Raw genomic sequence first — 26,795 nt, 5'->3', positions numbered from 1 at the left:
ACCGCGACTTACAGAAGGATTGTCGCTTTGAGCGTGGGTTCTAAAACAGTAGCTGTCTACACGCATCTCAGCGACGGTTGCTGACTACTTCCCGAAAAGTCGGTGTTTTCGGCAATCTCGCCTATGGCCCTCCAGAATCTGGTTCCAGGCCGATCTTGTCGTTGACGGCCGAGGCGAGGCGCTGGCGTGAGCCGAGATAACGTTCCGTCGTTTCGGCTGACCGATGGCCGAGCAGGAACTGGATCTGCTCCAACTCGCCTCCGGCAGCATGGCACAGGCGGGCACAGGTACGACGGAGGTCGTGAGGAGCCAATCTCTCGATTCCTGCAGTCTCAGCTCGTCGTCTCACGATCCACCAGACAAGCTTCTCACTGATTCTTGGACCCCAAACGGTTCCGGTGCGGCTCACGCGCCTGAAGATCGCGCCTTCCGTGATGGAAGCGACGGTCACCCACCGATCCGGAGCGATCTTGACCCAGTTGAAACCGGCACCGTGCGGATGTGTCCTCCCTTGCCATAGAGGTTAACGATTGCCCAGTGCTCATCACGCTGCTGCAGGTGGCCCAGGGTGAGGCCGGTCAGCTCTGCCCTTCGAAGACGACAGCCCAGAAGCAGCGACAGAATGGCATAATCCCGCTTGTCCCTGGTGGAATTACTTGCTGGCACAGCCAGCAGCTTCTTTCCTTGATCGGCGGTCAGCCAGTTGCCAAGCCGCATGCCAAGCCGTTTTGCTCCCTTGACGCGGCTTATGTTGGCTGCCAGATCTGGGTTGAGCAGGCCGTTGTCGGACGCCTCATAGGCGAGCCGACGCACAGCCGCGAGTCTCAGGTTGATCGTGGCGGGTGCGAGATGACGACCTTCCAACTCATAGCGGTACCTGAGAACCACGGTCCGTCCAAAAGCAAGACGAGGCTCTGGGCAGTACCATGTAATGAATTCTTCGATTGCAGCTCCATAGGTTCGCTTGGATGCGGCAGAACTCAGACTCTGCAGAACAGCGCTCTTCGAATGGTCAAGGTCAGGTAGGCGTAAGATCGTCCGGGTCGACCGATGTTTCAGCTTGCGCTTCTGAGTCATGGAGGCGGCCTCCGTTGCCGCGCATTCATGATCAGGCTCCTCGGAGATCAGCTAAAAGTTTGAACTTGCCGAAAACACCGACTTTTCCGGAACGTGCCAGCACGCTCCTTCACAGTCTAGAAGTCACCAGGGACCAGTAAGCGATGTCAGGGCGGTACATCGGGCCATTGTGAGAAAGGCCTGCGACCACAATGACTTCGCAGTTTGAGCCGCAACTGCTGCCAAGCTGGCGAGCCATCTCGGGCGGAAACATGTCATCCGCGTCTCCGTGCAGAATTAGAACGGGTAGCGTGGAAGTTTTGAGCGCATCGACGTTGGACCAGATGGGAGGCAATAGACGAGTACAAGGTCCAGGTACACCAAGGCTAGCAGCGGCTTTGCGCAGAGAGCTGAACCCTGCGCAGATGATCAGCTTGCTTGGCTTTAGTCGAGGCGCAACAGCGACCGCTATCCCGCTTCGTAAGGAGTAGCCCAGGATGGAAAGCGGAGTCGCAGGCGCTAGCTGGCGCAGAGTGTCGAACGCGACCAATGTGTCTACTTCGCACTGCTGAGGGGTAAACCATCCAGTGCTCTTGCCGTAGCCGGAGTAGTTGAACACAAGGGAGGCTACGCCATTACAAGCGAGCAACGTCTGGGCTGCTTCCCAGTGCGCAACCGTCTCACCGATACCGTGGCAGATGAGCACACCCGCTTTTGCCGGGCTTTCGGCTGGTGTGACAAACCTCGCGTGCAAGATGCTCCCGCCACTTGGCAGAAGGTGCACTTCAGAAATAGTTTGTGAATCAGTAGCATTTTGGATTCGCAATCTGCCTAAGCATCGATCACGAAGGATGAGGCAGCGACTGATGACTGTAACCGCAAGCGTGAATATCGCATTTTGCGCAGCGATTATGACCACTGGACTTTGTTTTACACCAGCACCTGTAGCTGCGGCTTGCAGGGCAATCGTAACACTCAGTTCCTTGGCGGCGATCTCTGCGGTGCGACGGCTCCCAAGAAACTGTGTTATGACTAACTTCGACCGCTCGGACGGTCGGAAACCATGACTTCGCAGGCAGTGCTCCAGGCTGGGTATTCTGGCTAGAATAAAGACGACGTACCTTGAGGTGTCTTCTGTTCCTTAAATCATTCCTTGCCGCTTCACTGCTGTTTTCGACGACCGCCCTGGCTCAGTCTTTGAACAAGGAAGAGCCAACTCCCATGCACGAGGGGAGCAACACGGGGACGATCGACAACTTTGGCGCCAACCAGTATTGGATGGCGATGGTCGGTCCGGGCAGATTCAAGGTCACCTTCCACTACGGCAAGGCTCATGAAGGCCTGAGTTTCTCAGGTGGAAAGCCATTCTTCTTCGTGGGCTTTCGTGGCACGATACCCGGCACGACGCTAGATAAGCCTGTGGACTTTCCCGGAGGAACGACCTGGACGGGGAGCGCGGCGAAACCGACTAAGCTAACGGTGGCCATTACTCCGCCGCCCGGCGGCCTGGTTCGGGTGGCGGCGGATTATACGTTTGAAGCCACCGGGTCGGTCTCCTTTTCGGCCGTCGAAGGTGCGGCTCCGTCCGTGGTGGGGGTATATGCCGTCAATGAGGAGCCGGATGTTCACGGCATTGCGAAGTTCCTGGCGGACGGCACCATCAAGACCAATACCGGAGAGACCGGGACGTGGGAGCTATTCGATGCCGCGAGCCGGGTGTATACCGTGACTCTGGGGAGAAGCCGCTGGTCGCTGATCTACTCCCCGACGCATGGCTTCAACGATGCGCGTACGACGCTCCCGATTTTCACGCAGAAGCACTGAATCTGAAATCTGTGGAGCTGATTCTGTCACAGACCGATCACTTGACACTTATTTCACAGAAAACGGTGTTTTCGGCAATCAAGCCCCACGCAACCCGGAGTTATCAGGGGTAGACGTTCGAAGTTCCGCAGTTCGAAACTATCTCGACCTGCTGCTCGCATCCGGCACCAACATCCGCAAGGTTTGATTACAACGGCTCGTTCAAGGGCACCCTGCCCGGCGTAGGAAACATCGTTAAGTGGCGGATTGAGTGTGGCAGGGAGTTTGGAATGGATCGTGATGATGTTGCTCCGATTGAGGCAGAACCTGAGACACAATCCACCGCGTATGTACAGACGAGGTGGATTGTGTCCGGCGAGAGGAATTGCAAGCGAGTCATGGCTTCGCTCTTGTTTCGCTTTGAGCAAAGGATTAAAGTAGGAACCAGGACGTTCATTCATGATGAAGCGAAGTCAGGCTCCTGATGTTTTCCATGCATCAAAGAAGACGGAGAATTCTGAGCACGAAGCGTTTGAGCTTTCCTCGACGCCATCCGAAGCCCAGCATCAGTTCGTCCGGGACGTCGTCAACCGGACCGTAGGAAAGCGTCGACGAAAGCAGCCGCATCAGGCAATGACCGTCAAGATTCCGTACGCGGATTACGCCCGGGTGACACGAGTTCGTGAGGGCTGGGAATTGAACCAGACGGATCTGACCCGGTTCTTCTTTGAACTTGCCCTGCCCATCCTCGAATCGCCACCTGAGGATCTTCGTCCTCTGCTGGAGCAACATCGCGACAAGATACGAACGCAACGCGCAAAGGAAGCCATCAAGCGCAGCCGGCTTGCCAGTCTTCTCCATCAGCAGAGCATGTTTTGAACGCTTCTTCGTTCCAGCCGCTGCCTGAGCAGGAGCTTGCCCGAGACCTCTTTCTTCGACAGCAGGGTCTGCGGATCGACGCTTATGCCGGGGCAGGGAAGACGACTACGCTTGAACTGCTGGCCGGCAGCACGACGCAACGAGGCTTGTACCTGGCCTTCAACCGCAGCATCGCCGACCAGGCACGATCGCGCTTTCCGCGACAGGTGCACTGCGCCACCGCTCACTCCATTGCCTTCCGCGGGGTGCGGCGACAGCTTGGGTATCCGGAGTGGAAGCTGACCGGCAATCTCACAACGCAGCTTCTTCTTGCCAACTTCCCGATGCCGGCGTCCATCCCGGTTCAGGCAGGATTGACTCTTTCAAGCCAGGCATACTGCGCCGTGCTGCTCAATACCCTAAAGCGTTTCCTGCACAGTGAGCAGCCTGCACCGCATACAGATCATGTCCCGCATCATGGCAGCCTCGGAGCCTTGTCGGATCATGCACGGCAGCACCTTGCGCAACAGGTTATCCGGCATGTCCAGGTGATCTGGAACACCATGCAGCAGAAAGGCAGCGTGCTTCCGTTAGGCCATGATGGCTACTTGAAGCTCTGGGCTCTGTCACAGCCGCAGGCGAAGATGGACTACGTCATGGTCGATGAAGCACAGGATCTGAACCCGGTGCTGATGGGTGTGCTTAAACAGATCGGCTGCCCGGTCATCTATGTTGGTGATCCCTACCAGCAGATCTATGAGTGGCGCGGTGCGATCAATGCGATGGAGCAGGTGGCTTCATCCCACCGCGTGCTTTTGTCCCAATCGTTTCGCTTCGGTCCGGCGATCGCAGAGGCGGCGACAACGGTGATCCGGCGTCTCGGTGCAGTCGCTCCCCTTCGGGGCCAGCCGGGGCGTGCGTCCGATCTTGCGCGGGTTCGACCGGATGTCATCCTTGCCCGGACGAATGCCGGCGTGATCGGCAGCGTACTCGAGTGTCTTAGGCGTGGCGTCAGGTGTCATGTCCTGGGCGGAACGCGGGAACTGACACGCGTCCTCAACGACGTGGAACGGATACGGGAGGGAAGTGCCGCGCAATCGCCGGAACTGTTCGGTTTCAGTTCCTGGAGGGATGTCATGGCGTTTAGTGGCAAGCCGGAGGGTGAGGCGCTGCGCAGCCTGGTCACGCTCGTGCAGGAGTATGGCGAACGCACTATGCTCCAGGCCCTTGCCCGTTGCGAACCGGAGGAGAGCACAGCAACGGTGGCTTGTTCAACGGCTCACAAGGCGAAAGGCCGGGAATGGGACCATGTTCGCGTTGATCCGGACTTTGCAGCCGGCTTCCTTCGAGCGACACTGAGAACCTCGAGCTTTCTTCGCAAGGACCAGCAGGAATCCTTCGAGGCAGAAGCGCGCCTGCTATATGTCGCAATGACCCGTGCCAGACGGGCGGTTCATCTACCCTCGGCCGTCATGGAGCGCTTCGACCTGCGAAGGACGACAGACAAGGTGCTTGGACAATCCTCGATGCCAAGGATCCAGGTCGATCCCCAGGACGCTTTGTCACGCTAGAGAACACAAGCTACCCCATTGTCCTCGTAGCTTGAATGAGAAATGTCGATCGATCACGCACCTCCCTCAAACTGAGTTTCACTATTGAGCGGCGGGTTCTGAGCCAGTACTAAGCGAGGACGTGCTTTGATCGCTGATGCATCAGTTCACTTACGTTTGTTGGGCCACGATTTGTCGAAGGACCAGGTATGACATTCATTCCCGCTGCAATCAGTAAAAAAGCAACTGCTGATTTCGCTGTACAGGCAGGAACGTTCCTCGCGCAATCCCTGGCAGGTGTGGGTGCGAACTAACGGATTTCCTTGACAATGGATCGATGTTAGCCCGCATGCATGCTTTGCAGATTGGCTGTGCGCCGGATCGTTTCTTCATCATGCGTGAAAAGAGCTTGACGGCTCACCTGGAGGCATTTGCGCGTGGAATGTTCTGGGTATACTGTCTGTGTTCGATTCTCGTCACAGGAGACTCTGATGCCCCGTGTTCTTCCTCTTGTCCTGATGTTTGCCTCGCTTGGGTTGTTCGCGCCTAGGATGCGTGCGGAGAGCCACAATCCTGCAGACTATCCTTTACGCATTCACATCTATCGTCGCAATGAGACGACCTTCTACCACAACCGACAGGCTGAAGAGGCTAAGGGCGAGGGCCGGGCGAATCTGTTTGAGGGCAGCGAGCCGAAGGGTGTCGATTTCCAGTTTGAGTGCGATACAAAGCTGCAGACCTCATCCGGCTATGAGACCTTTCCGGCAAAGTGGAAGAAGCCTGGGCAAGAACTCGTCATTCTCCAGCCGCAGTTCGGAAAGAACGGTTACGACACCTGCAGGCTGAAGGTGATGGTGAAGGATTTCGTTTACGTCTCCCGCAACGGCAACTTGAACAGCGAGCCAGTTGACGTGTTTCAGCAATGGATGGCCAAGCACGACTACGATCCGGTACATGGCAAGAACACGCCAACTCAAACTGCACCCGCAGTCGCGAAACCGACGGACGCAGCTTCTCCGAGTAGTAGCCCCTCATCTCCTCAATCCACAGCTCCCCCACAGTAATAAGCGGAGTGATCGCTTTGAGGAGCGAAATAACAGCCTTTGGGTTCATAAACCAAGGGGCGGAAGCGGTGTACTCCTCTGAAACGGACGGCTGCGGGGGATGAATCCGTAGCGGGATGTGAACCGTTCTTGAGGTCTGCCGCATAAGTGCCTTACGGAGGACAGGTGAAACCACTGCTTCTCACGCTGGCTTTCTCGGCTTGTGTAATCCTTGCCCAGGAATCTTCCCCGCCGGTGACCCTGATTCAACACGTCACTATTGTGAACATTATGACGGGGGAAGAACTGAAGAACCAGACAGTCAGGATTCAAGGCGGCCGAATTCTCTCAGTCGCCTCGACAGAGCCTACAGATGGTGAATTGGCGGGTGCGGTCGATGCCCACGGAGGCTTTCTCATTCCCGGCTTATGGGACATGCATGTCCACGTCCATGAAACGGGCGAACTACCCCTTTACATTGCGAACGGCGTAACAGGCGTTCGCATAATGGCCGGGGAGCGGAATACGGCAGCGTTACGAGCTGAGCTCTCCGAGAAAAAGCCCTCGCCCTCCATTTATCTGGCAAGCGCCATCGTCGACGGCAGCTCTCCTATGTGGCCTGGCTCGATCGTTGTCAGGAATCCTGTGGATGCGCGACGCACAGTCGATGAGATCAAAGCTGGCGGTGCCGATTTCATCAAGGTATATGACGGCGTTCCACGCAATGCGTACTTCGCCTTGGCGGATGAGGCAAAGCTGCAGCACATCGACTTTGAAGGCCATGTTCCGGAGGCCGTGACAGCACAGGAGGCCTCAGCTGCCGGTCAGCGCTCGATCGAGCACCTTACAGGAATCGCTTTGGCGTGTTCAAGCAAGCAGGACACGTTGAACGCCGCCATCGAACATGCACGATTCTTCCTTGATCGGCTTAGGATTGAGGCTGAGGGCTACCGCAGCTTCGACCAGGCAAAGTGTCAGACACTTTTTGCCGAGTTTCGTCAGAACGACACCTGGCAAGTGCCGACACTAACGGTGCGTCGTATATGGGGGAGGCTGGACGATTCGAAGATGACTTCCGATCCCCGGCTGGTCTATGTCGGACGTAAATCAAGGGATCGCTGGGAAGAAAGAACACAGCCGCAGATCAGACGCTGGAACAACTCGGACTACCAAATGGCACGGGGAATCTTCGGGGTGGAGGAAAGGATTGTGGGCGGCATGTATCGGGCTGGCGTTCCGCTCATGGCTGGGACGGATGCAATGAATCCCTACTGCTTACCGGGTTTCAGCCTTCATGATGAGCTAGCTCTCATGGTCGATTCAGGCCTCTCACCGCTCGCCGCCCTGCAAACCGCAACGATCAACCCTGCTCGCTTTCTGCATCGGACGTCCGAGTCGGGAAGCATCGAAGCTGGCAAAAGCGCCGATCTGGTCCTGCTCCGTGCCGATCCGCTTACTGACATTCACAACACGACTCAGATTGAGGCCGTCTGGATGCATGGCCAATACTTCGATCATGCTGCGATCTTAGGTCTGTTGGAAGCTGCAAAGTTGGAGGCGAAACATTGACCTTGCAAATGACTTTCTATGTGCGCAATCACCCACGACAACTCCGGCTGTCAGGGGTGCCTTACCTCGAAGTCTTACCTTCGCACGGGGCGGGAATCCCTTGAGGATGGATCGATGCTAGCCTGTGTGCATGCTTTGCAGATTGGCTGTGCGCCGGATCGTTTCCTCTTACGAAAATCAGACTGAATACGTGCTTCGTGTGGCGGGAGAACCGATTCTCGGAAGCGCCGGTGCTTTTGGAAGCGACGAGCGGACCTTCTCAGGGCCAGAAGAGATGGTGGCGTGTCTTCGATCTCTGGGTGTCTCTGAACCCACTCTCAAGCAGTTCACTGTGACCGCCCAGCAGCCTGCCAGCGCGTTCAAATTCGTTGTGTTCGCCAAGAAAGGCACATCGCATTCGAGCGCTTGCAGGACGCGGACTTCGACATCTTCATCGACTGATATACAGCCCTTGGGTAAGTTCGTATATCTTTCATAACAAACCACTTATGTTCGATAATAGGGATTATGTTTAGTGAAATTGTTATCAGACACTGACTCCTACCAATCCGCAAAGGAATCAATTCCCCTACTACCACAAAGTTTTCCTAGCGCTTGCTTTGCAACCAGGCGTCACGGAATGACCGTTGCTCTTTAGAGAGCGATCCCCCGTTTGATTCAATTGGGACGATATCGAGTAGTAGAGGAAGAGCCAGCTCTGCTGTAGCCTTGATCTCCTGTCCACGGCGTTTATAGACGAGTTCTACTGTGTCACCCGCCTTGTGCGATGACAACGCTTTCTCCACGTCATCTGGACTCGCCAGAGTCTTTCCATCTACGGTCTCGAGTTCATCGTCTAGATCCAAGCCTGCCCGATAAGCAGGAGAGCCAACAATGGTGGGGCCAACAACCCGCAGAGTCTCACCCTTCTTCTCTAGCTGAAGGAAACCAAGTGTTCCGTCCTTGCTCTTGCTTTCGTAAACGAGCCCAGCATGCAGTAAGAGACCCGTGAAATCAATTTGCTCTGTGCCTTCGATGTACCTGCTCACAAAATCATCTGCAAAGGCCTTATCCCCGCTCACTTCAGCTAGGCAAGTGCGCACATCGGCCATAGTGTAAGGCTTTGCGACTAGGCCAGGCGACGAGCCGCCAGGCTTTCCATAGTGACGCCACATGGCGCGCATAAAGTCGTCGAGAGTGACCCGCGAGTCTGATCGCGCACGCAGGGTTAGATCAAGACCCAAAGCGATCACGTCGCCCATAGTGTAGTAGGAGACAAAAGTGTTGTTCCAATCTGTAGGCTCTCCAAGCGTAGCAAGGTCAGTGACTGGAGCTAGCCGACTCATCTGAACAGCGGAGCGATAGCGGGTTCCCGGACTAAGGGTTACCGAAGCGATCTGACCACCGATCTGAGCCAAACCTCTGTCGAGGCCGAGCAATCCGGTACGGAGTTCCACCAAACGTGCATAGTAATTTGTGAAGCCTTCAGCAAGCCACATCTCACCCGACATATCAACATCTTCGAAACTAAATGGCTCCAATGATGCTGGCCGAATACGCTCCGTATTCCAGCTGTGAAAGAACTCGTGGGATGCCGAATAGACAGCCCACTTCTGAGAGAGCTGTGTTCCGCTCGAGCTGATCATGGTGCTGTTACGATGCTCCATTCCGTCACCGCTTGACCAAGGGAGGTAATCCAGAAGGAACGTGTAAGAGCCGGGCTCATACTCTGGAAACTCCCCAAAGATGGCCTGCTCCTCCCGAATGATCTTCTGCAGATTCGCGACATACCCGTCAAGATCCGCATTCGTTCCTTGGTGATGCGCAACGACCCTGAACGTCTCAGTCTTTCCTCCCCTCTGCAAGGCAGGAATACTGAACGTTCGTTCAGAGAAATCACTAAGTTCAATGGGGCTGTCCATCAGGTACTGCAAGTTCGGGGCAGTGAAAGATAGCGCCCTTTGGGTCGTATAGAGTTGTGTGGCTACCTTCCACTTCGACCCTGCAGGGAGCACAAAGTTCACTTGCACACCGCGACTATCAAACCCCCGCGCCCACAAGAAAGTCGCTGGAATATTGATGCGTGCATGCGTCACGTCCACAGCCAAAAACGTCCCATCTCCCTGGTCACCAAATACAGAGTAACTGGCGTGGATGGTGCGACCATGGTTTGCAATTACCCACGACCTAACATTAGGCCGTGTCGCAATCAGAGTTTTGCCCAAGTCATCTGTAAACGTCTCTTTGAAGAGATCGGCAACGAACTCAAAAGCCGCGTAGCGCCCGGGCGAAGAGCGGCTCATCTGAACATAGAAAGGGCCAGGTGGAACGTCATAAAACGTAGCATCCACTTGCATGACGTGATGCACTGCATCTGGAAAGGAAAGCGTGTAATCAGTGGGTGTCTGGGCTGCTAAAGAACCCCCGGCAATCGTTCCCAAGGCGATGATGGCTAGAACACTTGCGCTCAAAAGCACAGCACTTCTCACGCGAACTCTCCGGCCTGCCGTATTTAGGTACTCCAAATGACTACAGATCTACGCATGCCGAAACCCGTTTCGTTATGTACGTATATGCTCCAACGTTCGGTATCAGGACGATGATGGGCAATCCTATCGACTGTCCTCTCCACCATACGCTGCATGAAAGAACTAAATACATCGATAAACTGCTAAACGGATAAACTGGTAAATCATTCAGCGTAAGGCGAGTTGACGGCCATGTGTCGATTCCAGTCTTTGCATCATCAATCCACCGGACCGGCTCTGACTTGCCTAGTTGCCGCTTCACCAATCAACTTGACGACGCGTTTGTTCCCGAGCGATAGTGTTGCCTTCGCGCATAGCCCTCACCCTTGACCCTGCGCGCATCCGAACCCCCTTCCCTTACAAAGTCCAACATGGCGGTGAGCTGCGGACGTCTCAAGTCTTTGCCAGAGGCTTTGTCCAGGAAGGTCTAGTCCAGTTCTATTCCTTCAAGCTGCCGATGCTTGTTCTGATCGCGTGCTAACGCGCACGTATCCGTCAAGCTCAATGTTCATTGAGGAGTGCTGAGTGGTGGCGGACATGACTGCGAATCTTTGTTGCCCTGATGGTAAACTGCGGCACAAATCCGAGGCTCGTTCCAGCGGGACGAAACTTGAACAGCAATTTCTCACCTCCACGTTCGACCGTAAGGTCAACGGGTTTAGTTACGTCATCCCAATACACTGACAGCTTTATCACTTTATCGCCCTCTAGAATGCCGGCCTTTTGAGCTTCACTTCCCACCTTTAGGTTAGTGACTAATCGTTTCTTCTGCAGTTGGTCGCGGCTCATGCCGATATCAAATCTCGGTAGGTCAACAAGTTGTTCCACGGCACACGGCTGCAGTGTACCCGAGGGAAATTTCACGTTAATAATCCCATCAACAGTCGCCCTCATTTGGGCCTGCTCGTCCACACTGATGTACTTGCCGATGACAGCGAAGACGTGATCTGAGGTCAGCTCCGGGAACGGATGTCCCTGCGTGCGAGCCTCAAGTACAAGCTCGCGCATGACGTCACCAAGGGTTTTCTGTGAATGGGTCTTCCGACGAATACTCCAGTCGAGCCACAAGGCTATCGCTGCACCTCTGTCATAGTAAATCTGGTCTTTCTCATGACCGCTTTGAGCTAGTTGAATGAGTTCCTTGGTAGTGATGTTCTTCGATGGCGACAAATAGTAGTTCCGAAGACTGTGGTTCACAGCGTCGAGGTACTGCTGAGTCGTCATGAGGCCTCCACGCCACAGCAGAAGACTCTAGTAGTACGTGGTGAATCCTTCTGTGAACCAGTAGATTTCTTCAGGAGTATTTGGCATTTGGCCAATCTTGTAGGGGTTCCAAGCATGGAGAAGCTCATGTGTGAAGAGTGACAACAGACCTACGGTGAAGTCTTCTTCTGGCGCAGTATGGATGCTGAAGGCATCTGTGAACCCGCCGCCGCCGCTCACACCTTTCTGGCTAGAATCAAACGGAACGACCGTCACAAGATAGTAGGGGGAAGTCATCGTCCTTCCAAAAGGCCCGCTCGATTGCGAAAATCTCTTTAAGTTTCGTTTCAGCTTCATCATCCGAGACACGCTAAGTGCCTCGAATTGCCAAGACAAGTCGTTCCCGGCCCGTCTTTTATTCGTGGATTCTGAAGTCTCCTGCAACGAACACAGCATTCTGGACGCGAGCCCAGACTCCTCGGAAATGCTGCTGCCTGTCCCTGACGCCGAAGCTGGTTGCTAGCGACCAGCCATCTGGTATGGACCACTCCAAAGAACAATCTGCAGCATCAGATGGCTCAAGAGCGGGATGTATCAGAGCGTTGCCTGTGTTGATCTCGGTCCAGGTCGGCTCAAGGTGCACGAGATGTCGTACATTCTCCCGTAAGGGACCATCCCAATCCTTGAGGACGTCGTAAGAGATGCTTGCAGTAGTGGAATCAGAAACTTCCAAGAGCTTTCTCAAAGGGTCAAAAGTGTTGGTAATTGCGGTGTTCGCGGATCCTGCTCTCAGATGCTGAATCCCGTTACCAAGCCCATTGACATCGCCCCATGTCGAAGGCAAGACCAATACCGAACGCTTCGAAGCCATACCCTTCATATCGAGGGGAACATGAAGAAATAGCTGCTCATTATTAAGCTGCGAGTTGAAGTAATAACGCAGTCTGACTGCTGTTGGAGGTTCTGCCGAAGCGTTTCCATAATTAAACACAAGAAGGCAGAATACAAATTGAATAGTGCAACGTAGCGGAGCTCTCAGATTAATCATCGTGAACATGTGACGGCAGAAGTCTAGGAATGGTGTTGCCTTCTTTCGTATTCCCACTAATGACGTTTCGCAACACTTGTCGCTTGCTTGCAGCAGTGCGCAGTACATCGATCTCGTTACGCTGTTGCGCCTGCTGCGATGAAAAGAGCTGCGGAATAGGTGAAAACGAGCAGGTTCAGGAGCGGTAGCAAAATCCGCGCTAAAAATCGGCTGTTACGAATCAGGAAATAGAGAGACGCACTCCCAAGTAGCAAAGTGGCTACCGGGAGAAAGATGACGCACTCACTAGCCAGCTGGCTCGGGACGGTCGTGACACTGCGAAGAAGAGAAAGCATTTGGAGAGGTGGTACGAAAGCTTGCAATACGAGAAGCCGCAATCCTGTACGCTGACCTTCTGTTCTCGCCGTGAGCCCTGCAGTGGAATCCAACTGCCACCGCGACAAAGCTATGCAAGCCGTTACCAGCGGAAAGGCCAGGAGCACACCAGCCCAGGCATAAAGCTTCGTAGGTTGCATGGCGTTGTTCCTCCAAGAGATTCTAGCTTCCCCTTTGTACCGTGAAATCGCATTGTTGGAAGTATCGAGCTCCAACAACTCCCCCGAAAGGGCCAGTGCCCCGGGCCACCTTCCGCTAAGGGGCTGAACGATGAGTTGGACGGCTACTGCGCAGCGAGAAGGTGATGCGAGGCTCCGCCCCTCATAGCCGAGCAGAGAGGACGCCGCTCCACCAAACGAGCATCGCCAGGAGACCGACTCCCAGGGCAAACGACGAAAGGCTGGTTCGTACCCTATCTACTTCGATTGCGGTTTCGCCGCCCTTTGCGATCAACCGTCCGAGCCTCCGGTATGTGTTGACATACGTGATCACTGCTCCAGTCCAGATCACTGTCGCAGACAGTGCTTCTACCAGGACACGGCTGGACCTTCCGGTACCTGGGTGATGGTGTGCCAGAAGTACGTTCATCCACGGGTAGAACAACACAGCGACCGCACAAACGGCAGCTAGATATGTTCGGAGCTTCGCATAGCCTTCTCCTTCGCCATGCAAACCACCAGAAATGCCATTGTTTCCCAATGTGACCTCAGTGCCCACCCTTGCACCCCTTCTCGCCTTTCGACGGCACCTAGCAAGTGTACCGCTATCGGAAGTACTCCTAGGTCGCTCCCGAGAGATGGTGGATCCGGCAATCAGTACCCAGTACCGCTATGTCGCATTCTCACCAGTCAGCGTACTCGTCTGATACGGACATTTTCAGAGAGTACAAGCCTCCGCTGACTATTGGAGAGGCAGTTCCAGGCCTATGCCGCTAGCGCTCACTCGTCGGTATCGCTCTCTTCCTACCCCTCCGAGTTTAGAATCAAGCGCAGCGGAGGCCAGTATATGCCCAAAAACACCGACCTAAATAGATTGCGTCACGCTGGACGAATTCCTCAAGAGACGCTTGATTATCTAACTTCGAAGAGACGGTGGGATAGCCGGATGCGGTGGTGGGAACTCCCTATCTTACTCATAGTGGCCGTCTCAATAATCTTGCTAATTACGCTGCTCTTCCGAAGCCACACGCCCAGGGATTCGTTCCACATTTGTGTGTTGATCTTTCTGCTGTCGACCCCATTACTACTCAGAATTCGAAGCTACGTCGGTTGAATCGCACCCGAATCAGCCCACAACAACTCCGGTTTGCAGGGATTGAAGCCGACGTTTCAGAGCTGACAAGCTGGGTATAACCTCCGCTAGTGCCAGCACGGGCAGCCAGCACAACGACAAATTCCAGCCAGGCATCCTAGGACGTAATCGCGAGGCAATCATGGCACGAACCACTCGGTTTCTCGTTCTCACCTTTGGCGCAATCCTTCTGCTCTTGGTCATCGCCGTTTTTTCCATTCCGATTTTTCTAAATACAGACAGTTTTCGGGCGCGCATCGAGACCACGCTCTCGAAGTCGCTTGGCCGTAAGTTGACGATCGCCAAGCTCGACCTCGCGCTCTGGTCGGGTAGCCTGGTCGCGAGCGGCGTCACCGTCGCCGACGATCTGGCCTTCAGCGCCCAGCCCTTTATCAGGGCTGACACCGTCAAAATCGGCGTGCAGGTCTTTCCCTTGCTGCTGCACAAGCAGGTGCTGATCCGCAGCTTCGCGATCGACACGCCGCAGATCCAGCTGCTGCGCGCAAAAAACGGCACCTGGAACTACTCCAGCATCGGCTCAGCCGCCGGCAAGAGCCGCCAGGATGAGGACACCAAGCAGACATTTCCTGATCTCACAATTGGCAAGATCGACGTCAACCATGGACGGATCACCGTCGGCTCCGGGCTGAGCTCGACCACACCTTCGCGCACCTACGAGCAGGTGGACCTGACTGTGCGCGACTTCGCCTTTAACGCTTCGTTCCTCTTCACCGTCTCGGCTCATCTGCCATCGGACGGCAGCATCGAGTTGAACGGCAACGCTGGGCCGGTCAACCAAGCCGATGCATCCCAGACGCCCTTCTCCGGCCACCTGGAGTTGAAGCATATCGATCCACTCGCCGCCGGCTTTGTCGATGCCTCGGACGGCGTCTCCGGCCTGATCAACGCCCTGGTGCTGGACGCCACCTGGAGCGGGCAGCAGCTTCACGTCAGCAAGCTCGTCGTCGATACGCCGCGCCTGACCATCCTCCGCAGCAACGCGTCCAAAGCCGCCAAGCCCGCTGCCGAGTCGGAGGGTGACAGCATGCTGAAGAGCCTCTCCGTCGATGACGCGCAGGTCAAGAATGGCTCCATCACGCTTGCCACGGCAGGCCAGACAGGAGTGCCTGCTGTCTATCAGCAGCTCGACGCGCAAATTACCAATCTGACGCCGAAGAGCGTCTCGCCCTTCTCCTTGAGCGGGCAGCTCCCTAATGGGGGCGCCCTGAGTGCGAGCGGTAACGCCGGCCCCTATAATCAGCAGAATGCCGAAGCCACACCGCTCGACGCCCGTGTGAAGCTCAGTCACTTCGAGCTTGAGACCGCCGGCATACTTCCACCCGACGCCGGCATCAGCGGCAACGCCGATCTCGATGCGCACGTCAAGTCAAACGGCCAGGCGCTCAACCTGACCGGAAACACACAGATTACTAACATTCGGCTGGCGAAGGATGGCCAACCCTCCGCCAAGCCCGTAAGGGTGGAGTTCAACATCGGCGAGAACACCGAGGCTAAGACCGGGCAGATCCAGCAGGCGGTTATCCACGTGGGCGCGGCCGTCATCAATCTCACGGGCACCTTCCAGACCAGCGGACCAAGCACCGCGCTCAATCTCAAGGTGAATGGAAACGCAATTCCCGTCAACGAGATCGAAGCCTTTTTGCCGGCGCTGGGCGTTCGCCTGCCGGAGGGTTCGCGGCTGCAGGGCGGCTCCGTCACCACCACGCTCACCGTCTCCGGTACAAGCGCCAGCCCGATCATCAGCGGCCCGGTCCGGCTCGACAGTACGCAGCTTGCTGGGTTCAATCTGGGCGCGAAGCTGCAGACGCTCTCAACGCTGACAGGCGGCCGCATCACCGCCGTCACCGGCTCGGGAACCAACATCCGCTCGCTCAGCATGGTCGTCCAGGAGCAGGGTGGTGGCATCCGCACTGACAACATCGTGCTCGACGTGACTGGTGTCGGCACCGCCACCGGCGCGGGCACAGTCTCCCCCCCGGGCGCGCTGAACTATAACGTGCTGCTCAAGCTGACTGGCCTCAGCGTCGGTCCAGGCGCGGCCTCGACGGCCGCAACGCCGGCTGCGGGCCAGTCTGGCGGCGCTGCCGGGATCGCGGGCGCGCTCGCAGGCTTTGTCCCGGGTGGCGCTGGCGGCGGTGCATCTGCGTTGGGTCTCGGCAACATTGCCGGAGTGGCCATGCGCAGTGGCATCCCGGTGGCGATCGGCGGCACCACCAGCAATCCCACCTTCGCGCCCAACCTCGCCAAACTGGCCTCAGGAGCGGCAGCCAACGCCGCCCAAGGATTGATCAAGGGCAGCGGCGCAGCCGGCAAGCAAAACCCGGCGCGGGGCAATCCTCTCGGAAATGCGCTGGGCGGCCTGCTCGGAAAGCACTAGGCGGTATCGACAGATAGTCTTTGCAGTTTGTCTAAGATCTGTTGCACTGAAGATGTGGCGAGTTGAATGGTAATCTTCAGTTCTTTTGAGTTCCCATCTGCTCCCGCGGGCAGCGTTCTGACAGCCTTTGACCCGCGCGTCAACACTCCCATGATGATCTGTGGAGCGAGATCCTCACTGTGGTACTTCAGCCTCTCCTGAGGCGTTGGACCCAGGTGGACATCAAGTCCCTCCAATGCTGACTTTCTGTCCTGTCTGGCAGGCTTCGGCTCACCGAAGAGCTTCACGATCGCTGTCTTTCCGCATGTGCACCAAGACACTTCAGCTCGGGTATCCGGATCGTAGATCATGACTTCGAAGCGCTCGCCTTTGTTCGGCTGTAAAGGGTCTGAAGGCAGCTTCCACTTATGGAATGTTCTTCCCTGCGAATCTCGTGCTAAATACGATTCTGATTCATGCTGGATTTCCGTACCGTCAGCTAGTTTCTGATAGCTGGTCACCACGCGGCGCGACGTATACGGCTCGCCGGTGGTCGGAATGGGTGCTAGTCGATTCACGTCCTGAGCGATCGCGAGGGATGCGGAAAGGGCTACTGTGATCCACTTGTACCTTCGCAAGAGAAACCTCCACTGCACACAGGCGTCACTCAACTAACTTTGTAAAACAATTATGCAGCAGATGACTGCATAGTTGTTCCTTCCCTCGATCGCGATGCGCCGAGATGGCGTCAGCACAAGAAACGGAATTTATATACGTTTGGTGGTGAGCCGAGCTAAAACCTAAAAAAGTTTTGATTTCATCGAGAGCGTAATGCCATAGGTCTGTCGCGAAAACGAGGGCATTCGAGACAGACGTTTCTAAGGTGCTTGGAAGGGCTTTCCAGCCCCTGAAATATGTTGCAGAACTCGTCCCACAATCGATGTCCGGCTAAAGGTGCTTCTGCGCGACGTGATGAAGGGCCTTCCTCGCTAGCGCACATAAAATTCTTTTTCTTGAGGTGTCCCCGAGATAATGATCGTGGGTCTGATCGATCATGCTGACCGTCTCGGCAAGTCAGCACAGGCTGGGCAGCAGGCTCTGAGTGAGCAGATCGAGGAGGTGGCGCAGTTGCAGCAGTGGGCCGTGAATGCGGCGCTCGAGCTGCAGAAGCGGGCTGACGCCGCTGCCAGAAGCTGAGGCCAAGCGGGCGCGGCTGCAGAGCACCCAGGCGACGCTCCAGGCCAATGCTGTCCAAGCGATCCATGATGCCGTCGAGAAGCGTCTCGAAGCGGCCTTGCCAGGGCCTGGTCCACCTACCCTCAATCTTGCCGCTCTGCCGCCACCTCCAGCACACAAGGGAAAGGTGAAATAGGCACCGAAGAGCACGGGCATCCCCAAAGGCAGGCTATGGATTTGACGTTCGCAAAGAGCGCGAACTTGGAACGAGCAAAAGATACGCTCGTCCCACAAACCTATAGCCTCGACGGCGAATGAGGTACTAAACTAAGGCGTTCCGGACAGCTGGCATGAAGCTCCACAGTTAGAGCGTCTATAGTTCTCACTAAAGGAAAGTCACGTATGCGCAGCCTTCAAAACGTTACCCTGATTGCTCTTGTCCTAATAGCCGTGCGTGCGGAAGCACAGCAGCCTGCATGTGGCCTTACTTCTATGAGGGAATCCGTTGCTCCGTTCCTTCCATCGATTGCAAAGGCAGCACATGTGCAGGGTACAGTGGTTTTGCTCGTCAACTTTACGCGGAGCGGTGAGGCGAATTCGGTGACCGTTGTAGCCGGGCCTGAGATGTTGCTTGAAAGTGCTCTTGAATTTGTCCGGGGATGGCGAGCGAACTCTTTTAGCGGTGTGCGCACTTGTCCAATCGCAATCGATTACCGCTTGCAGCAGGAAGGTGATAAGCAAGTACCGCGTTTTCAGCGCCAAGATCTACACCATGGCACTGTTAATTCCGGCGTTCCGATAGTCATTCCTTAACTCTGCGATAAGGTCGAACAGACCGAGGCTGGTTTGCGAACGGCGTTTGCCACCGACAACCGGAGTTGTCGTGGGTGAAATGGTGGATCGATCACCCGATCCGTGGTGCAGCGTCGGTTGGTGAAGTCATTCTTGAGGTGCTCTTGCTAGAATTCAGGTCACCCGATATACCTGGAGTCGCCGTGAACCTTCCACGCCTGCGCCCTACTTTATTCTTACCGCTGATTGGGGCTTCGCTCTTATTCGGGGCCGGTGTCATGCGGCTATCCGCACAGGTCCCCGCGTCTCCAACGCCTGTGGTACCTGCTTTACACATAGAGGGGGTGATTCCTCCTCCAATGGGTTCTTTCAAGATGCGAGCCATTACGGGCGAGCCATACTCTCTTACAGCGAAGACCACCACCTCAAAGAAGTTCACCGATGGAACCTGGCACACTACCCAATATGAAGAGCGCCGCATGCGTGATTCCGAAGGCCGGGAACGTTCCAAATTGCTCGATGCCTCTGGACGACCGATCTCAGTCCGCCTCACTGACCCCGTCGCCCAGACGATCATCAATCTGCAGCCGTTCGTCAAATCGGCGATCATCACTCACATCCCTCTACCTAGCCCGGATCAGCAAGCCCGAGCAGAAGAGTTCCGAGCTAAGGCAGCAGCATATCGAGCTCAGCATCCACCTTCGCCGGACACCGAGAATCCCTTGCCACCGCAAACTATCGCAGGGGTACAAACCGAAGGCAAACGCCGTTTCAACGTGCTAAGCGCGAAGATGTCAGACGGCCAGGAGGTCAGCGTGGTCGAAGAAACCTGGACCGCGCCTGACCTAAGGATTCCTCTCGCTCAAACCTCTGACGACCCACGTGGTGAGAAGATCTCCATAACCGTTACGGAGTGGCAACGGGCCGAGCCGGCCTCGGCCTTATTCCAGGTCCCGCCGAACTATAAGCTAATCGAGCAGAAATAAGGCTCTTGCGCTTCTTGTACTCACTGAAACGACCCTTTCAGCCGAGTACGTCAGTGCTCCGTCAATATGAAACTCAACGTTGCTGCAAGTGCAAATGTGCAGGCGTCTCATTGCAGTTGAAATGCCAAAATTCGTGCAAGATCAGGACGGGATTATGATGCTCGTAGCGCAGATACCGTGCGACCCTTGACGGTCTTCTAGTATCAGGACCGCGTGAGTTTGTACTTTAGTTTGAGTCTGGCTTTCTTCCGTGTGAACGTCCAATCGATGGTTGTCTCGGCGTGGTTGGTGCGCTGGTTCGATACGTCGGCTTGGTGGGTGAGTTCTTCGATGCTCGAGATCCTTCGCTTGCCCATACACTGTCTGCTGAAGAGTCCGATTTCAATCTCTGCCTGATTGAGCCAGCTTCCGTGTTTTGGGGTGTGGTGGATCGTGAACCGGCTCCACAGCCAGCCGCCATCTTCTTCGCCGAACCAGTCCGTCGCCGCCTTGCGGGTGTGAGTCGAGAGGTTGTCGAGTACCAGGTGGATAGTCTCGGCGGCGGGATAGGAGGCTGCGATGTCGAGCAGAAACTCGGCGAAGTCGGGAGACGCTCGGGTCGGCGTGACCTTGGTGAAGTGACGTCCCGCCTTTGGTACCACGGCGCAGAACACGTTCGCCGTTCCGCACCGTTTGTACTCGTAGTCGCGACGAGCGACATGGCCGGGGCTCACCGGCGTGGAAGGCCGCGTGTCGGCGTGCAGGACGACCGGCTTTTCATCCAGGCAAATCACCGGAGCGATTGCTTTCAAGGTCGTTTCGTATACCTTCAGCACATCTTCCATGCGCTCGATACAGGCCTCATCGAGCTTCGCGACGCACCACATTTTTTTCCCGCCACGGCTCGAGATCGTGGCTTTGGAGAAGCACTCGGATCGCTTCCCGGCCGATCGCCGCAACGATCTTGCGCCGGACTGTCTCCTCCGCCAGCAACCTTACCGTCCACCGCGCAAAGCCCTCCGGAGGCGACGAGCAGACCGGCGCGACCACTTGCTGACGCTGCCCTGGATCAAGCGACGGAACCTTGCCCGGACGCGGTGCATCGAACAGCGCACGATCCAGCCCCGATGCCTGATACCGCTGTCCGATCTCCCGAACCGTCTTGCCCGCCAGGCCAACCAGCGATCCAACTTCGGGAATCGAAAGGCCCCGATCCAACTGCCGTAACGCCAGAGCGCGAACCACTGTTCGCACCTCTTGCACACCGCCACTCAACAACGCCTCGATCCGCTCACGATCTCCAACGGTCAACGACAACTGCAATCGAATCCCACGCCCCATCCCTGTAGTCCAACGCCAAGACACACCGAAAACTAGTATCAGCCTTGAGTACGACTCTAGAAGGTCACCGCACTAGAGACTACGGGCGACGCTGATACAGCTACTGCAAGGTTGTACCTTTGGGAAGCGGTTCTGGACCGCGCAAGATCTCCCTGGCGTAGGTCGCCAACGCTTCTGCAAGTCAAAGAGCCGTATTGGCGACATGACGAAGGGAATTGCCTTCGTTTTTGTCTCCTCTCCATCTTTTGGAAAACGGCGTACTCGAGCCCGAGGAACAGTGCAGAGTTGGTGATCGGTCCGATTCTCCACTTTACAAGCGCATGAAAATCACCTGACCCTGTACGTTCCGTTCAAACCATTCCGTCAGCCTCAACCGAAGGTGCGGTGCAGCTACCGGATCGGAGTTGCTGCTCGGCTACAGCATGTTCTATCTCGGAGTTGACTTCGCCGCCGAGCAGGATCATCACTCCAGTGAGATAGAACCAGAGAAGTAGAATGACAACTGCTCCCAGTGAACCGTAGGTCATGGAGTAGCTGTTGAAGTAATGCAGGTAGATGCGCAGGGCAACTGATCCGATGATCCAGCCGAGAAGACCAGTGACCCCTCCAGGAGTAAATCGACGCCAGACACGATGCTGCACGTCCGGGCAAAAGTAGTACATCACCTCAAAGGAAAGGATCATGAGCAAGGAGGATGTAACCCAGCCGATTATTCGCAAGAGGACTGAGATCAGGTAGCTGCCCCGGAAGAGATGCTCGAGGTGGTTCGCTCCTAAGTCGACAGCAAAGAGTACAAGCAGTGCGGTAAGGACGATGAAGGCGACAAGGATGGTCAGAGCCATGGCCTCGAGTCGGGCCTTCCAGAAGGGTCGGGTCTCTTTGACCTTGTAGACGGTGTTAAGGGTATCTTGAAGTGCCGAGATGCCGACGCTGGCGGAGAAGAGGGCGACAAAAATGCCAAGAACGATCTTGCCGGAGGTGCTTGCCTCAGTGGTTTGTTTGAACGTCTCGATGACCAGCGTAAATGCTGCGGGTGGGATCAAACGTCCAATGCGTTCGAGTAGATTGAAGTAGAGACCGCTCGACGATTTCGCGATCATGCCCATGATCGAGGACATAGCAATGAGCGCTGGAAAAATGGCGGAGAAGAACGAGTACGCGAGTTGGGAGGCGCGACCAAACAAGTTGTCGTCGTTGATGCCGTCCCAGGTACGTTTAGCTATCTGTTTTATGGGAATGCCGTGGAGATCCCACATCGACGACAGGGGATTGTGCTGGACGTGCGCCCAGACTTGCTTTTCAAAATGAAGGATCGAAGACTTTGGTCTAATCTTCGAAGCTGCGCTAGGCGAATCTTCAGTTCTTTCAAAACCAACCTGCTCTTGCATCGCCTACCTCCGAATCATTCACACTTGGGATGCAGGAGCAGACGCTAAGGGCAGCCATAATGCATGTTTCCATTGGGCTCATCCCTACGAAAGACCTCTGCGTAGCGTGATTCGTCAAGCAATTCATTGGCGATGCAAAGAAGTTCATTAAGCAGACTCCCGCCTGGATGACCTTCTTTTTCCGCATGCCGCGCTCCGACTGCATCGAACACTGACAGAGGAGCCATACGAAGGGCGTGATTCACGCTTTCCTGAAGACCATGGGGATAACAGGGACCGGCCCTGTTGCGTTAAATGCCTGCGGGGAGCTTCGAACAGGATCTTGGCGGTTAGGATGGGTCATGTTCAAGCGTCGACGCTTTCCCATTAGATCATTCTGCTTTGTGTCCGCTGGTGCTGCAAGTACGGCATCAGCTACCGGGATGATGCAGGAGCCTGGTGTAGAAGTGAACCCGTCAACGATCATGCGTTAAGTGCATCGATTTGCGCCTGAGTTGGAGAAGCGGGTGCGCTAGTATCAAGGCTATCGAGCGACCTTCTGGCAAGTGGACGAAACGTATGTGAAGGTGGGTGGCCGGTGGAAGTATTTGTTTCGGGTCATAGACAAGCACAGCCGTTTGATCGACTTCATGTTGGCAGATCGCCGCAATACCCGGGTAGCCCATCGTTTCCTGGGCAAGACATTGACTACGATGCGTCACTGGCCGCCATCTTCAATTACGACAGACCAACTCGGCTCCTATCCGCAGGCGATCGGCCGGTTGCAACGAGAGGGCAAGCTGTCGATCGACGCGAAACATACCTGCAAGTACCTGAACAACATGATCGAAGCCGATCATGGCGCCCTCAAGCGAATCATTCGTGCTACCCGCGGCTTCCAGACCATGAAGACGGCCTCGGCTACGATCAAGGGCTTCAAGGTGATGCGGAGGATCCGCCGCGATCACTGCCTCACATGCAAGCCGCACGCCAAGGACGAGGTGCGTTTCGTCGACAAGCTGTTCGATGTCTACTCAAATGCCGCTTGATCATCGCAACCCTATCCAGACTGCGCCACCAGAGTTAATGCAACAGAGCCCTCTGAACTGAAGTAGAGACCACTCATCCCAAACCACGCTTACAAGGCCAATCAGGGCAGGCACGTTCTTGACTCCTAGAAGTCGACATGCATCCGGACGGTTTCAACCAATACAGGCCCGCGATCCCGGTTGTAGCCCGGATGATCGACGAATTGAGCGTCAAGGGCGTAATACACGCCTTTCCAGACGTGAAGGTGTAATACCCTTCAACGATGTCTTCACGAGCATAGTTGAGTTGCCCGTCACCCAGAATGAACCCTTTGCCTCCGAGGGCAAGGTAAATCTGGTGGTCCTTCTTAATGGCGTTGGTCACAAACGTCAGCCCAAGCTTGTCGTCAGGACGATCGAAAGCCTTCATGCTATAGTCGCCGCCCAGGGCGAACGTCTGGTCGACCTCGGTGTACGCGTAGGACTTATGCTGCCCTTCGTTCCAGCCGAACCGGCCATAGACCCGACCGCTTTCACTTACTTGTTGTTCTGCGTTGAGGCCCACGCCATACTTGACTGAACTCGTGACTGGATGAGTAGTTATGTCGGGGGTTGGCGTTTCACAACGAAGGAACGCCTGGTTCTGCCGTCGATAGTCACCCATGTTGGCATGGTTAACAAAGCCCAGCAATCGCACCGCTCCCTTTCGCTTTTGGTTCGGCAAGGCGCTCTTCCGCAGCTCTAGTTCAACATTCTGACCATTCGCACGGCGGAGTTGATACTGCAGATCAATGCCATTGGCGACGGTGGGCATGGCAGCGATGCCATACCGCGCCGTGAACGCATGGTCTACGTAATGGAAGACCGCACCATCGGTGTAGCCCCGCGTGTTGGCCGCGTAATCCCAGGCTCCGTTGTTGTCCACTGTCCAGTTCAAGAACTGAAGATGCGAGTCTATGCCTATAGAGTTCGCATCAAAGAAATCTGGTAGCCCCATGCGCCCGACAAAGAAGTCCACCCTTCTGATCGGAGTCTTGGTTTGCAGTGATACAGCGGATCGCTCGGCGTCGACCATTTCATCTGTCAGACCGATGACCTGATGGATCATGTACTGGGTGAGATAGGGCGCAGAACCAAAGGCTTGGGTTACGAACAACGTCGAGATTGGTGAAGCCGGCCAGCCCTAAAGCCTCAGATATGCCCCGTCCGCCTGCCGACTCGACATCCAGGATGGCGTCAGTCGCGAAGCGGGAGTTCTTGTTGACCTCATATCCCAGGTAGACCGTTCCAAGCAGGGAAGTCTTGTACTCTCCTCGACCAAGAAGGCTGTCTGAATCTTCGTACGGAGAATGAAATGGCCCGTGAGCCTGAAAGACGATGTTCGCCTGCCCGGAGATCAAATAGCGCGCGTTGTCGGAATGACGGAAGACAGCCGCGCTTGAGGCGTCTGAGGATTGCGTGTCCGCCGTCCGGACCGGGGTCGCGGCCTCTTGGCAAAGCCCAACTCTGGAGCAGAGAAGGGCGAGTAAAGCACACGACAACATCTTCGGAAACACCTAATCACCTCTAGTGAATTTCAGGTTAGATGCGACCTCACTGCAGCTGCCGTTGCATGATCAACAAGCGCAGCCACTCTCCAAATTTGAAGCCCGCTTCGGGCAACAAACCTGCTACTTTGAACCCCATGGAGGTATGGAGAGAGACGGAAGCGATGTTAATCCCGCAGATACAGGCCACCATCGAATGGCAACCCTTGTCGCGACATTCCGAGATGAGTGCTGCGAGCAAGGCTTTTCCTACTCCATGACCAATGCAGTCAGGACGGACATAAATCGAATCTTCCACGGTGAAACGGTAGCCTTCACGAACGCGAAACTGGGATGCGTAACAGTAGCCAACGATATACCCTTCCAATTCTGCGACAAGGAACGGCAGATCTCGGTCCTGTACGATCTGCCATCGCTTCAGCATTTCAGATTCGCTTGGGGCAGAGATCTCAAACGTGGCGGTACTCGTTTCGACGAAACGTGCGTAGATCGCGGTTATATATGGAACATCCTCCGCGATTGAAGGGCGCACTACACATTGGGCTGCTCGTGGTAGCAGGTCCAGCTCAGCGAAGGTGCTTGGAGTCATTGGCTAACCTGGATTAGCTCTCAAGTTATGAGATCATGGTTTGCATACGGGAATGAAGATAGAGGGCCAATGCTGCACGAACAAGCAGCACGCATGATACGAAGCGAAGAGTCGTGTAAAACGTACCCGGGCGCTGCGGGCCTCCCCTTGTCGCGTTTCGAGTGGTTGCAGATAACGTCGAGCAGCTCTCAGAAGATCCTGTCGAACTTCTGGCTCTCGATCGTGCTTTCCACAAAAACGTTCCTTTAGCTCCACTTCGATCGCCATGTATTAATCGCTGAAAGATCCGGCGGCTTCATATTGGGTTTGGTGGACATCGCTCAAGGGATCAAAGATTGCTTCTACACCTTTCTGCGGGGAAGCGGTCGGATCTTCCGTGCCCTCAACCATGCCTTTCGAGACTGTGTCTACCTCCAAAAAGATGTGCTTGATGGCTGGATATTCCGCGTGAATGAGACCTTCGATCTTGTCAATGGTCTTTTCAACATCGCTACTTGAGAATCCCCGTCTGAACTGTACCGTCATCGTGAGTAGGGCATCATGCGGGCCAAAGAAGGTGGTAAATGGGTACTCAAGGCGGACGACACCCGGAACCTGCTGTGCAATCTCTCGGACATGATGGAGAGCCTGCCGATCCAGCCCTTCACCAATCAGTAGAGCCTTGGTTTTTGCACCGAGGAGGGCGGCTACAAACATCAGGAGGAGCCCGATGAGGATAGAGGCAGAACCGTCGAGAATGCGCCAGCCGAAGAGCTGAGTCAACACGGTCGCGAGGAAGGCAATCAGAACGCCTAAGACTGCAGTTGAATCCTCGAAGAGGACCGTGAAAGAAGCCGGATCCTTACTTTGCTGGATAGCCTTAAAGAAAGGGACGGAACCACGCAGCTTCCCAAATTCACGGAAGGCCACCCAGAGCGAATACCCTTCAAACGCTGCTGAACATCCCAGCACGGCGTAGGTCACCCGAACATGCTCAATGGTTCGAGGATGGAGCACATGCTCGATCCCTTCGTAGATCGATGCTCCGCCTCCCAGGGCGAAAACCGCGAGAGCTACTACCATGGTCCAAAAGTACAGTTCTTTCCCGTATCCGAAGGGATGGCTCTCATCCGACGGGCGGCCGCTAAGTCTCAACCCTAATAGCAGCAACCCTCCATTGCCGGTATTGACAAGGGAGTGGATGGCCTCTGACAGCATGGCCGAACTGCCGGTCATGGCTGTTGCAATCAGCTTCGCAACCAAAATACCCAGGTTTGCGGCTATTGCTGCGTATAGAACACGCTTCGTACTGGTACTGCCTTCGAGGCCCAC

General features: G+C 55.5%; 23 protein-coding genes and 1 pseudogene. 10 read left to right on the top strand and 14 right to left on the bottom strand.

Going from position 1 to position 26,795, the window contains the following annotated elements:
• Nucleotides 1–121: 121 nt before the first annotated feature.
• The 3 genes from OHL20_RS23345 to OHL20_RS23335 form a co-directional block, all read right to left on the bottom strand.
• On the bottom strand, nt 122–451 hold the full coding sequence (locus OHL20_RS23345; RefSeq protein WP_263385713.1) for a tyrosine-type recombinase/integrase: 330 nt from the start codon (nt 449–451) through the stop codon (nt 122–124).
• Nucleotides 448–1,077 carry a tyrosine-type recombinase/integrase gene (locus OHL20_RS23340; protein ID WP_263385712.1) on the bottom strand — a complete coding sequence of 210 codons (630 nt, stop codon included), beginning with the start codon at nt 1,075–1,077 and terminating at the stop codon, nt 448–450. The genes OHL20_RS23345 and OHL20_RS23340 overlap by 4 nt, the downstream gene beginning before the upstream one ends.
• Before the next feature lie 109 nt (nt 1,078–1,186).
• Nucleotides 1,187–1,810, bottom strand: coding sequence for an alpha/beta hydrolase (locus OHL20_RS23335; RefSeq protein ID WP_263385711.1), 624 nt, complete (start codon nt 1,808–1,810; stop codon nt 1,187–1,189).
• 467 nt (nt 1,811–2,277) lie between these two features.
• Between OHL20_RS23335 and OHL20_RS23330 the strand changes: the two genes are divergently transcribed.
• From OHL20_RS23330 to OHL20_RS23310, 5 genes are all read left to right on the top strand, one after another.
• Nucleotides 2,278–2,880 carry a hypothetical protein gene (locus OHL20_RS23330; RefSeq protein ID WP_263385710.1) on the top strand — a complete coding sequence of 201 codons (603 nt, stop codon included), beginning with the start codon at nt 2,278–2,280 and terminating at the stop codon, nt 2,878–2,880.
• A 438-nt stretch (nt 2,881–3,318) separates the two neighbouring features.
• A complete protein-coding gene (locus tag OHL20_RS23325) occupies nt 3,319–3,738 on the top strand; it encodes a hypothetical protein (RefSeq protein ID WP_263385709.1) in 420 nt (139 codons plus the stop codon).
• Nucleotides 3,735–5,288 (top strand): UvrD-helicase domain-containing protein, encoded by a 1,554-nt coding sequence (locus tag OHL20_RS23320; RefSeq protein WP_263385708.1) that lies wholly within the window; start codon nt 3,735–3,737, stop codon nt 5,286–5,288. The genes OHL20_RS23325 and OHL20_RS23320 overlap by 4 nt, the downstream gene beginning before the upstream one ends.
• Before the next feature lie 470 nt (nt 5,289–5,758).
• Complete coding sequence (locus OHL20_RS23315; RefSeq protein WP_263385707.1) at nt 5,759–6,331, top strand: hypothetical protein; 573 nt, start codon at nt 5,759–5,761, stop codon at nt 6,329–6,331.
• 165 nt (nt 6,332–6,496) lie between these two features.
• Nucleotides 6,497–7,879 carry an amidohydrolase family protein gene (locus OHL20_RS23310; RefSeq protein ID WP_263385706.1) on the top strand — a complete coding sequence of 461 codons (1,383 nt, stop codon included), beginning with the start codon at nt 6,497–6,499 and terminating at the stop codon, nt 7,877–7,879.
• Between the two features lie 587 nt (nt 7,880–8,466).
• Here the strand turns inward: OHL20_RS23310 and OHL20_RS23305 are convergent.
• The 3 genes from OHL20_RS23305 to OHL20_RS23295 all read right to left on the bottom strand — a co-directional run bounded on the left by OHL20_RS23305 (nt 8,467) and on the right by OHL20_RS23295 (nt 11,886).
• Nucleotides 8,467–10,347, bottom strand: coding sequence for a M61 family metallopeptidase (locus tag OHL20_RS23305; protein ID WP_263385705.1), 1,881 nt, complete (start codon nt 10,345–10,347; stop codon nt 8,467–8,469).
• 540 nt (nt 10,348–10,887) lie between these two features.
• Nucleotides 10,888–11,610 carry a M61 metallopeptidase family protein gene (locus OHL20_RS23300; RefSeq protein WP_263385704.1) on the bottom strand — a complete coding sequence of 241 codons (723 nt, stop codon included), beginning with the start codon at nt 11,608–11,610 and terminating at the stop codon, nt 10,888–10,890.
• A gap of 27 nt (nt 11,611–11,637) precedes the next feature.
• A complete protein-coding gene (locus tag OHL20_RS23295) occupies nt 11,638–11,886 on the bottom strand; it encodes a hypothetical protein (protein ID WP_263385703.1) in 249 nt (82 codons plus the stop codon).
• Nucleotides 11,887–14,444: 2,558 nt separating this feature from the next.
• On the opposite strand from OHL20_RS23295, the gene OHL20_RS23290 reads away from it, so the two are divergent.
• Nucleotides 14,445–16,700, top strand: coding sequence for an AsmA family protein (locus tag OHL20_RS23290; protein ID WP_263385702.1), 2,256 nt, complete (start codon nt 14,445–14,447; stop codon nt 16,698–16,700).
• Here the strand turns inward: OHL20_RS23290 and OHL20_RS23285 are convergent.
• Nucleotides 16,697–17,200, bottom strand: a complete 504-nt coding sequence (locus tag OHL20_RS23285) for a hypothetical protein (protein WP_263385701.1) — start codon at nt 17,198–17,200, stop codon at nt 16,697–16,699. The genes OHL20_RS23290 and OHL20_RS23285 overlap by 4 nt on opposite strands.
• Nucleotides 17,201–17,711: 511 nt before the next feature.
• Between OHL20_RS23285 and OHL20_RS23280 the strand changes: the two genes are divergently transcribed.
• From OHL20_RS23280 to OHL20_RS23270, 3 genes are all read left to right on the top strand, one after another.
• Complete coding sequence (locus tag OHL20_RS23280) at nt 17,712–17,876, top strand: hypothetical protein (RefSeq protein ID WP_263385700.1); 165 nt, start codon at nt 17,712–17,714, stop codon at nt 17,874–17,876.
• 381 nt (nt 17,877–18,257) lie between these two features.
• A complete protein-coding gene (locus tag OHL20_RS23275) occupies nt 18,258–18,668 on the top strand; it encodes an energy transducer TonB (protein WP_263385699.1) in 411 nt (136 codons plus the stop codon).
• 338 nt (nt 18,669–19,006) lie between these two features.
• A complete protein-coding gene (locus OHL20_RS23270) occupies nt 19,007–19,633 on the top strand; it encodes a hypothetical protein (protein WP_263385698.1) in 627 nt (208 codons plus the stop codon).
• 203 nt (nt 19,634–19,836) lie between these two features.
• On the opposite strand, the gene OHL20_RS23265 is transcribed toward OHL20_RS23270, so the two are convergent.
• From OHL20_RS23265 to OHL20_RS23255, 3 genes are all read right to left on the bottom strand, one after another.
• The gene (locus OHL20_RS23265; protein ID WP_263385697.1) at nt 19,837–20,499 is read right to left on the bottom strand and encodes an IS630 family transposase; all 663 of its coding nucleotides are present in this window, start codon (nt 20,497–20,499) and stop codon (nt 19,837–19,839) included.
• On the bottom strand, nt 20,474–20,929 hold the full coding sequence (locus OHL20_RS23260) for a helix-turn-helix domain-containing protein (protein WP_263385696.1): 456 nt from the start codon (nt 20,927–20,929) through the stop codon (nt 20,474–20,476). Before OHL20_RS23260 ends, OHL20_RS23265 begins: the two co-directional genes overlap by 26 nt.
• A 374-nt stretch (nt 20,930–21,303) precedes the next feature.
• Nucleotides 21,304–22,341, bottom strand: a complete 1,038-nt coding sequence (locus OHL20_RS23255) for a YihY/virulence factor BrkB family protein (protein ID WP_263385695.1) — start codon at nt 22,339–22,341, stop codon at nt 21,304–21,306.
• A 370-nt stretch (nt 22,342–22,711) separates the two neighbouring features.
• On the opposite strand from OHL20_RS23255, the pseudogene OHL20_RS23250 reads away from it, so the two are divergent.
• Nucleotides 22,712–23,369 (top strand): annotated as a pseudogene (locus tag OHL20_RS23250) (IS6 family transposase).
• Nucleotides 23,370–23,442: 73 nt separating this feature from the next.
• Here the strand turns inward: OHL20_RS23250 and OHL20_RS23245 are convergent.
• The 4 genes from OHL20_RS23245 to OHL20_RS23230 all read right to left on the bottom strand — a co-directional run bounded on the left by OHL20_RS23245 (nt 23,443) and on the right by OHL20_RS23230 (nt 26,795).
• Complete coding sequence (locus OHL20_RS23245; protein ID WP_396272828.1) at nt 23,443–24,285, bottom strand: hypothetical protein; 843 nt, start codon at nt 24,283–24,285, stop codon at nt 23,443–23,445.
• A gap of 139 nt (nt 24,286–24,424) precedes the next feature.
• Entirely contained in the window at nt 24,425–24,904 is a 480-nt protein-coding gene (locus OHL20_RS23240) for a hypothetical protein (RefSeq protein ID WP_263385693.1), read from the bottom strand.
• Between the two features lie 37 nt (nt 24,905–24,941).
• On the bottom strand, nt 24,942–25,484 hold the full coding sequence (locus OHL20_RS23235) for a GNAT family N-acetyltransferase (RefSeq protein WP_263385692.1): 543 nt from the start codon (nt 25,482–25,484) through the stop codon (nt 24,942–24,944).
• Between the two features lie 270 nt (nt 25,485–25,754).
• Nucleotides 25,755–26,795: a cation diffusion facilitator family transporter gene (locus OHL20_RS23230; protein WP_263385691.1), complete on the bottom strand. Its 1,041-nt coding sequence runs from the start codon at nt 26,793–26,795 to the stop codon at nt 25,755–25,757.

The organism is Granulicella arctica, from assembly GCF_025685605.1.
Classification (GTDB): domain Bacteria; phylum Acidobacteriota; class Terriglobia; order Terriglobales; family Acidobacteriaceae; genus Edaphobacter; species Edaphobacter arcticus.
This window is presented reverse-complemented; position numbering and strand designations above follow the sequence as displayed.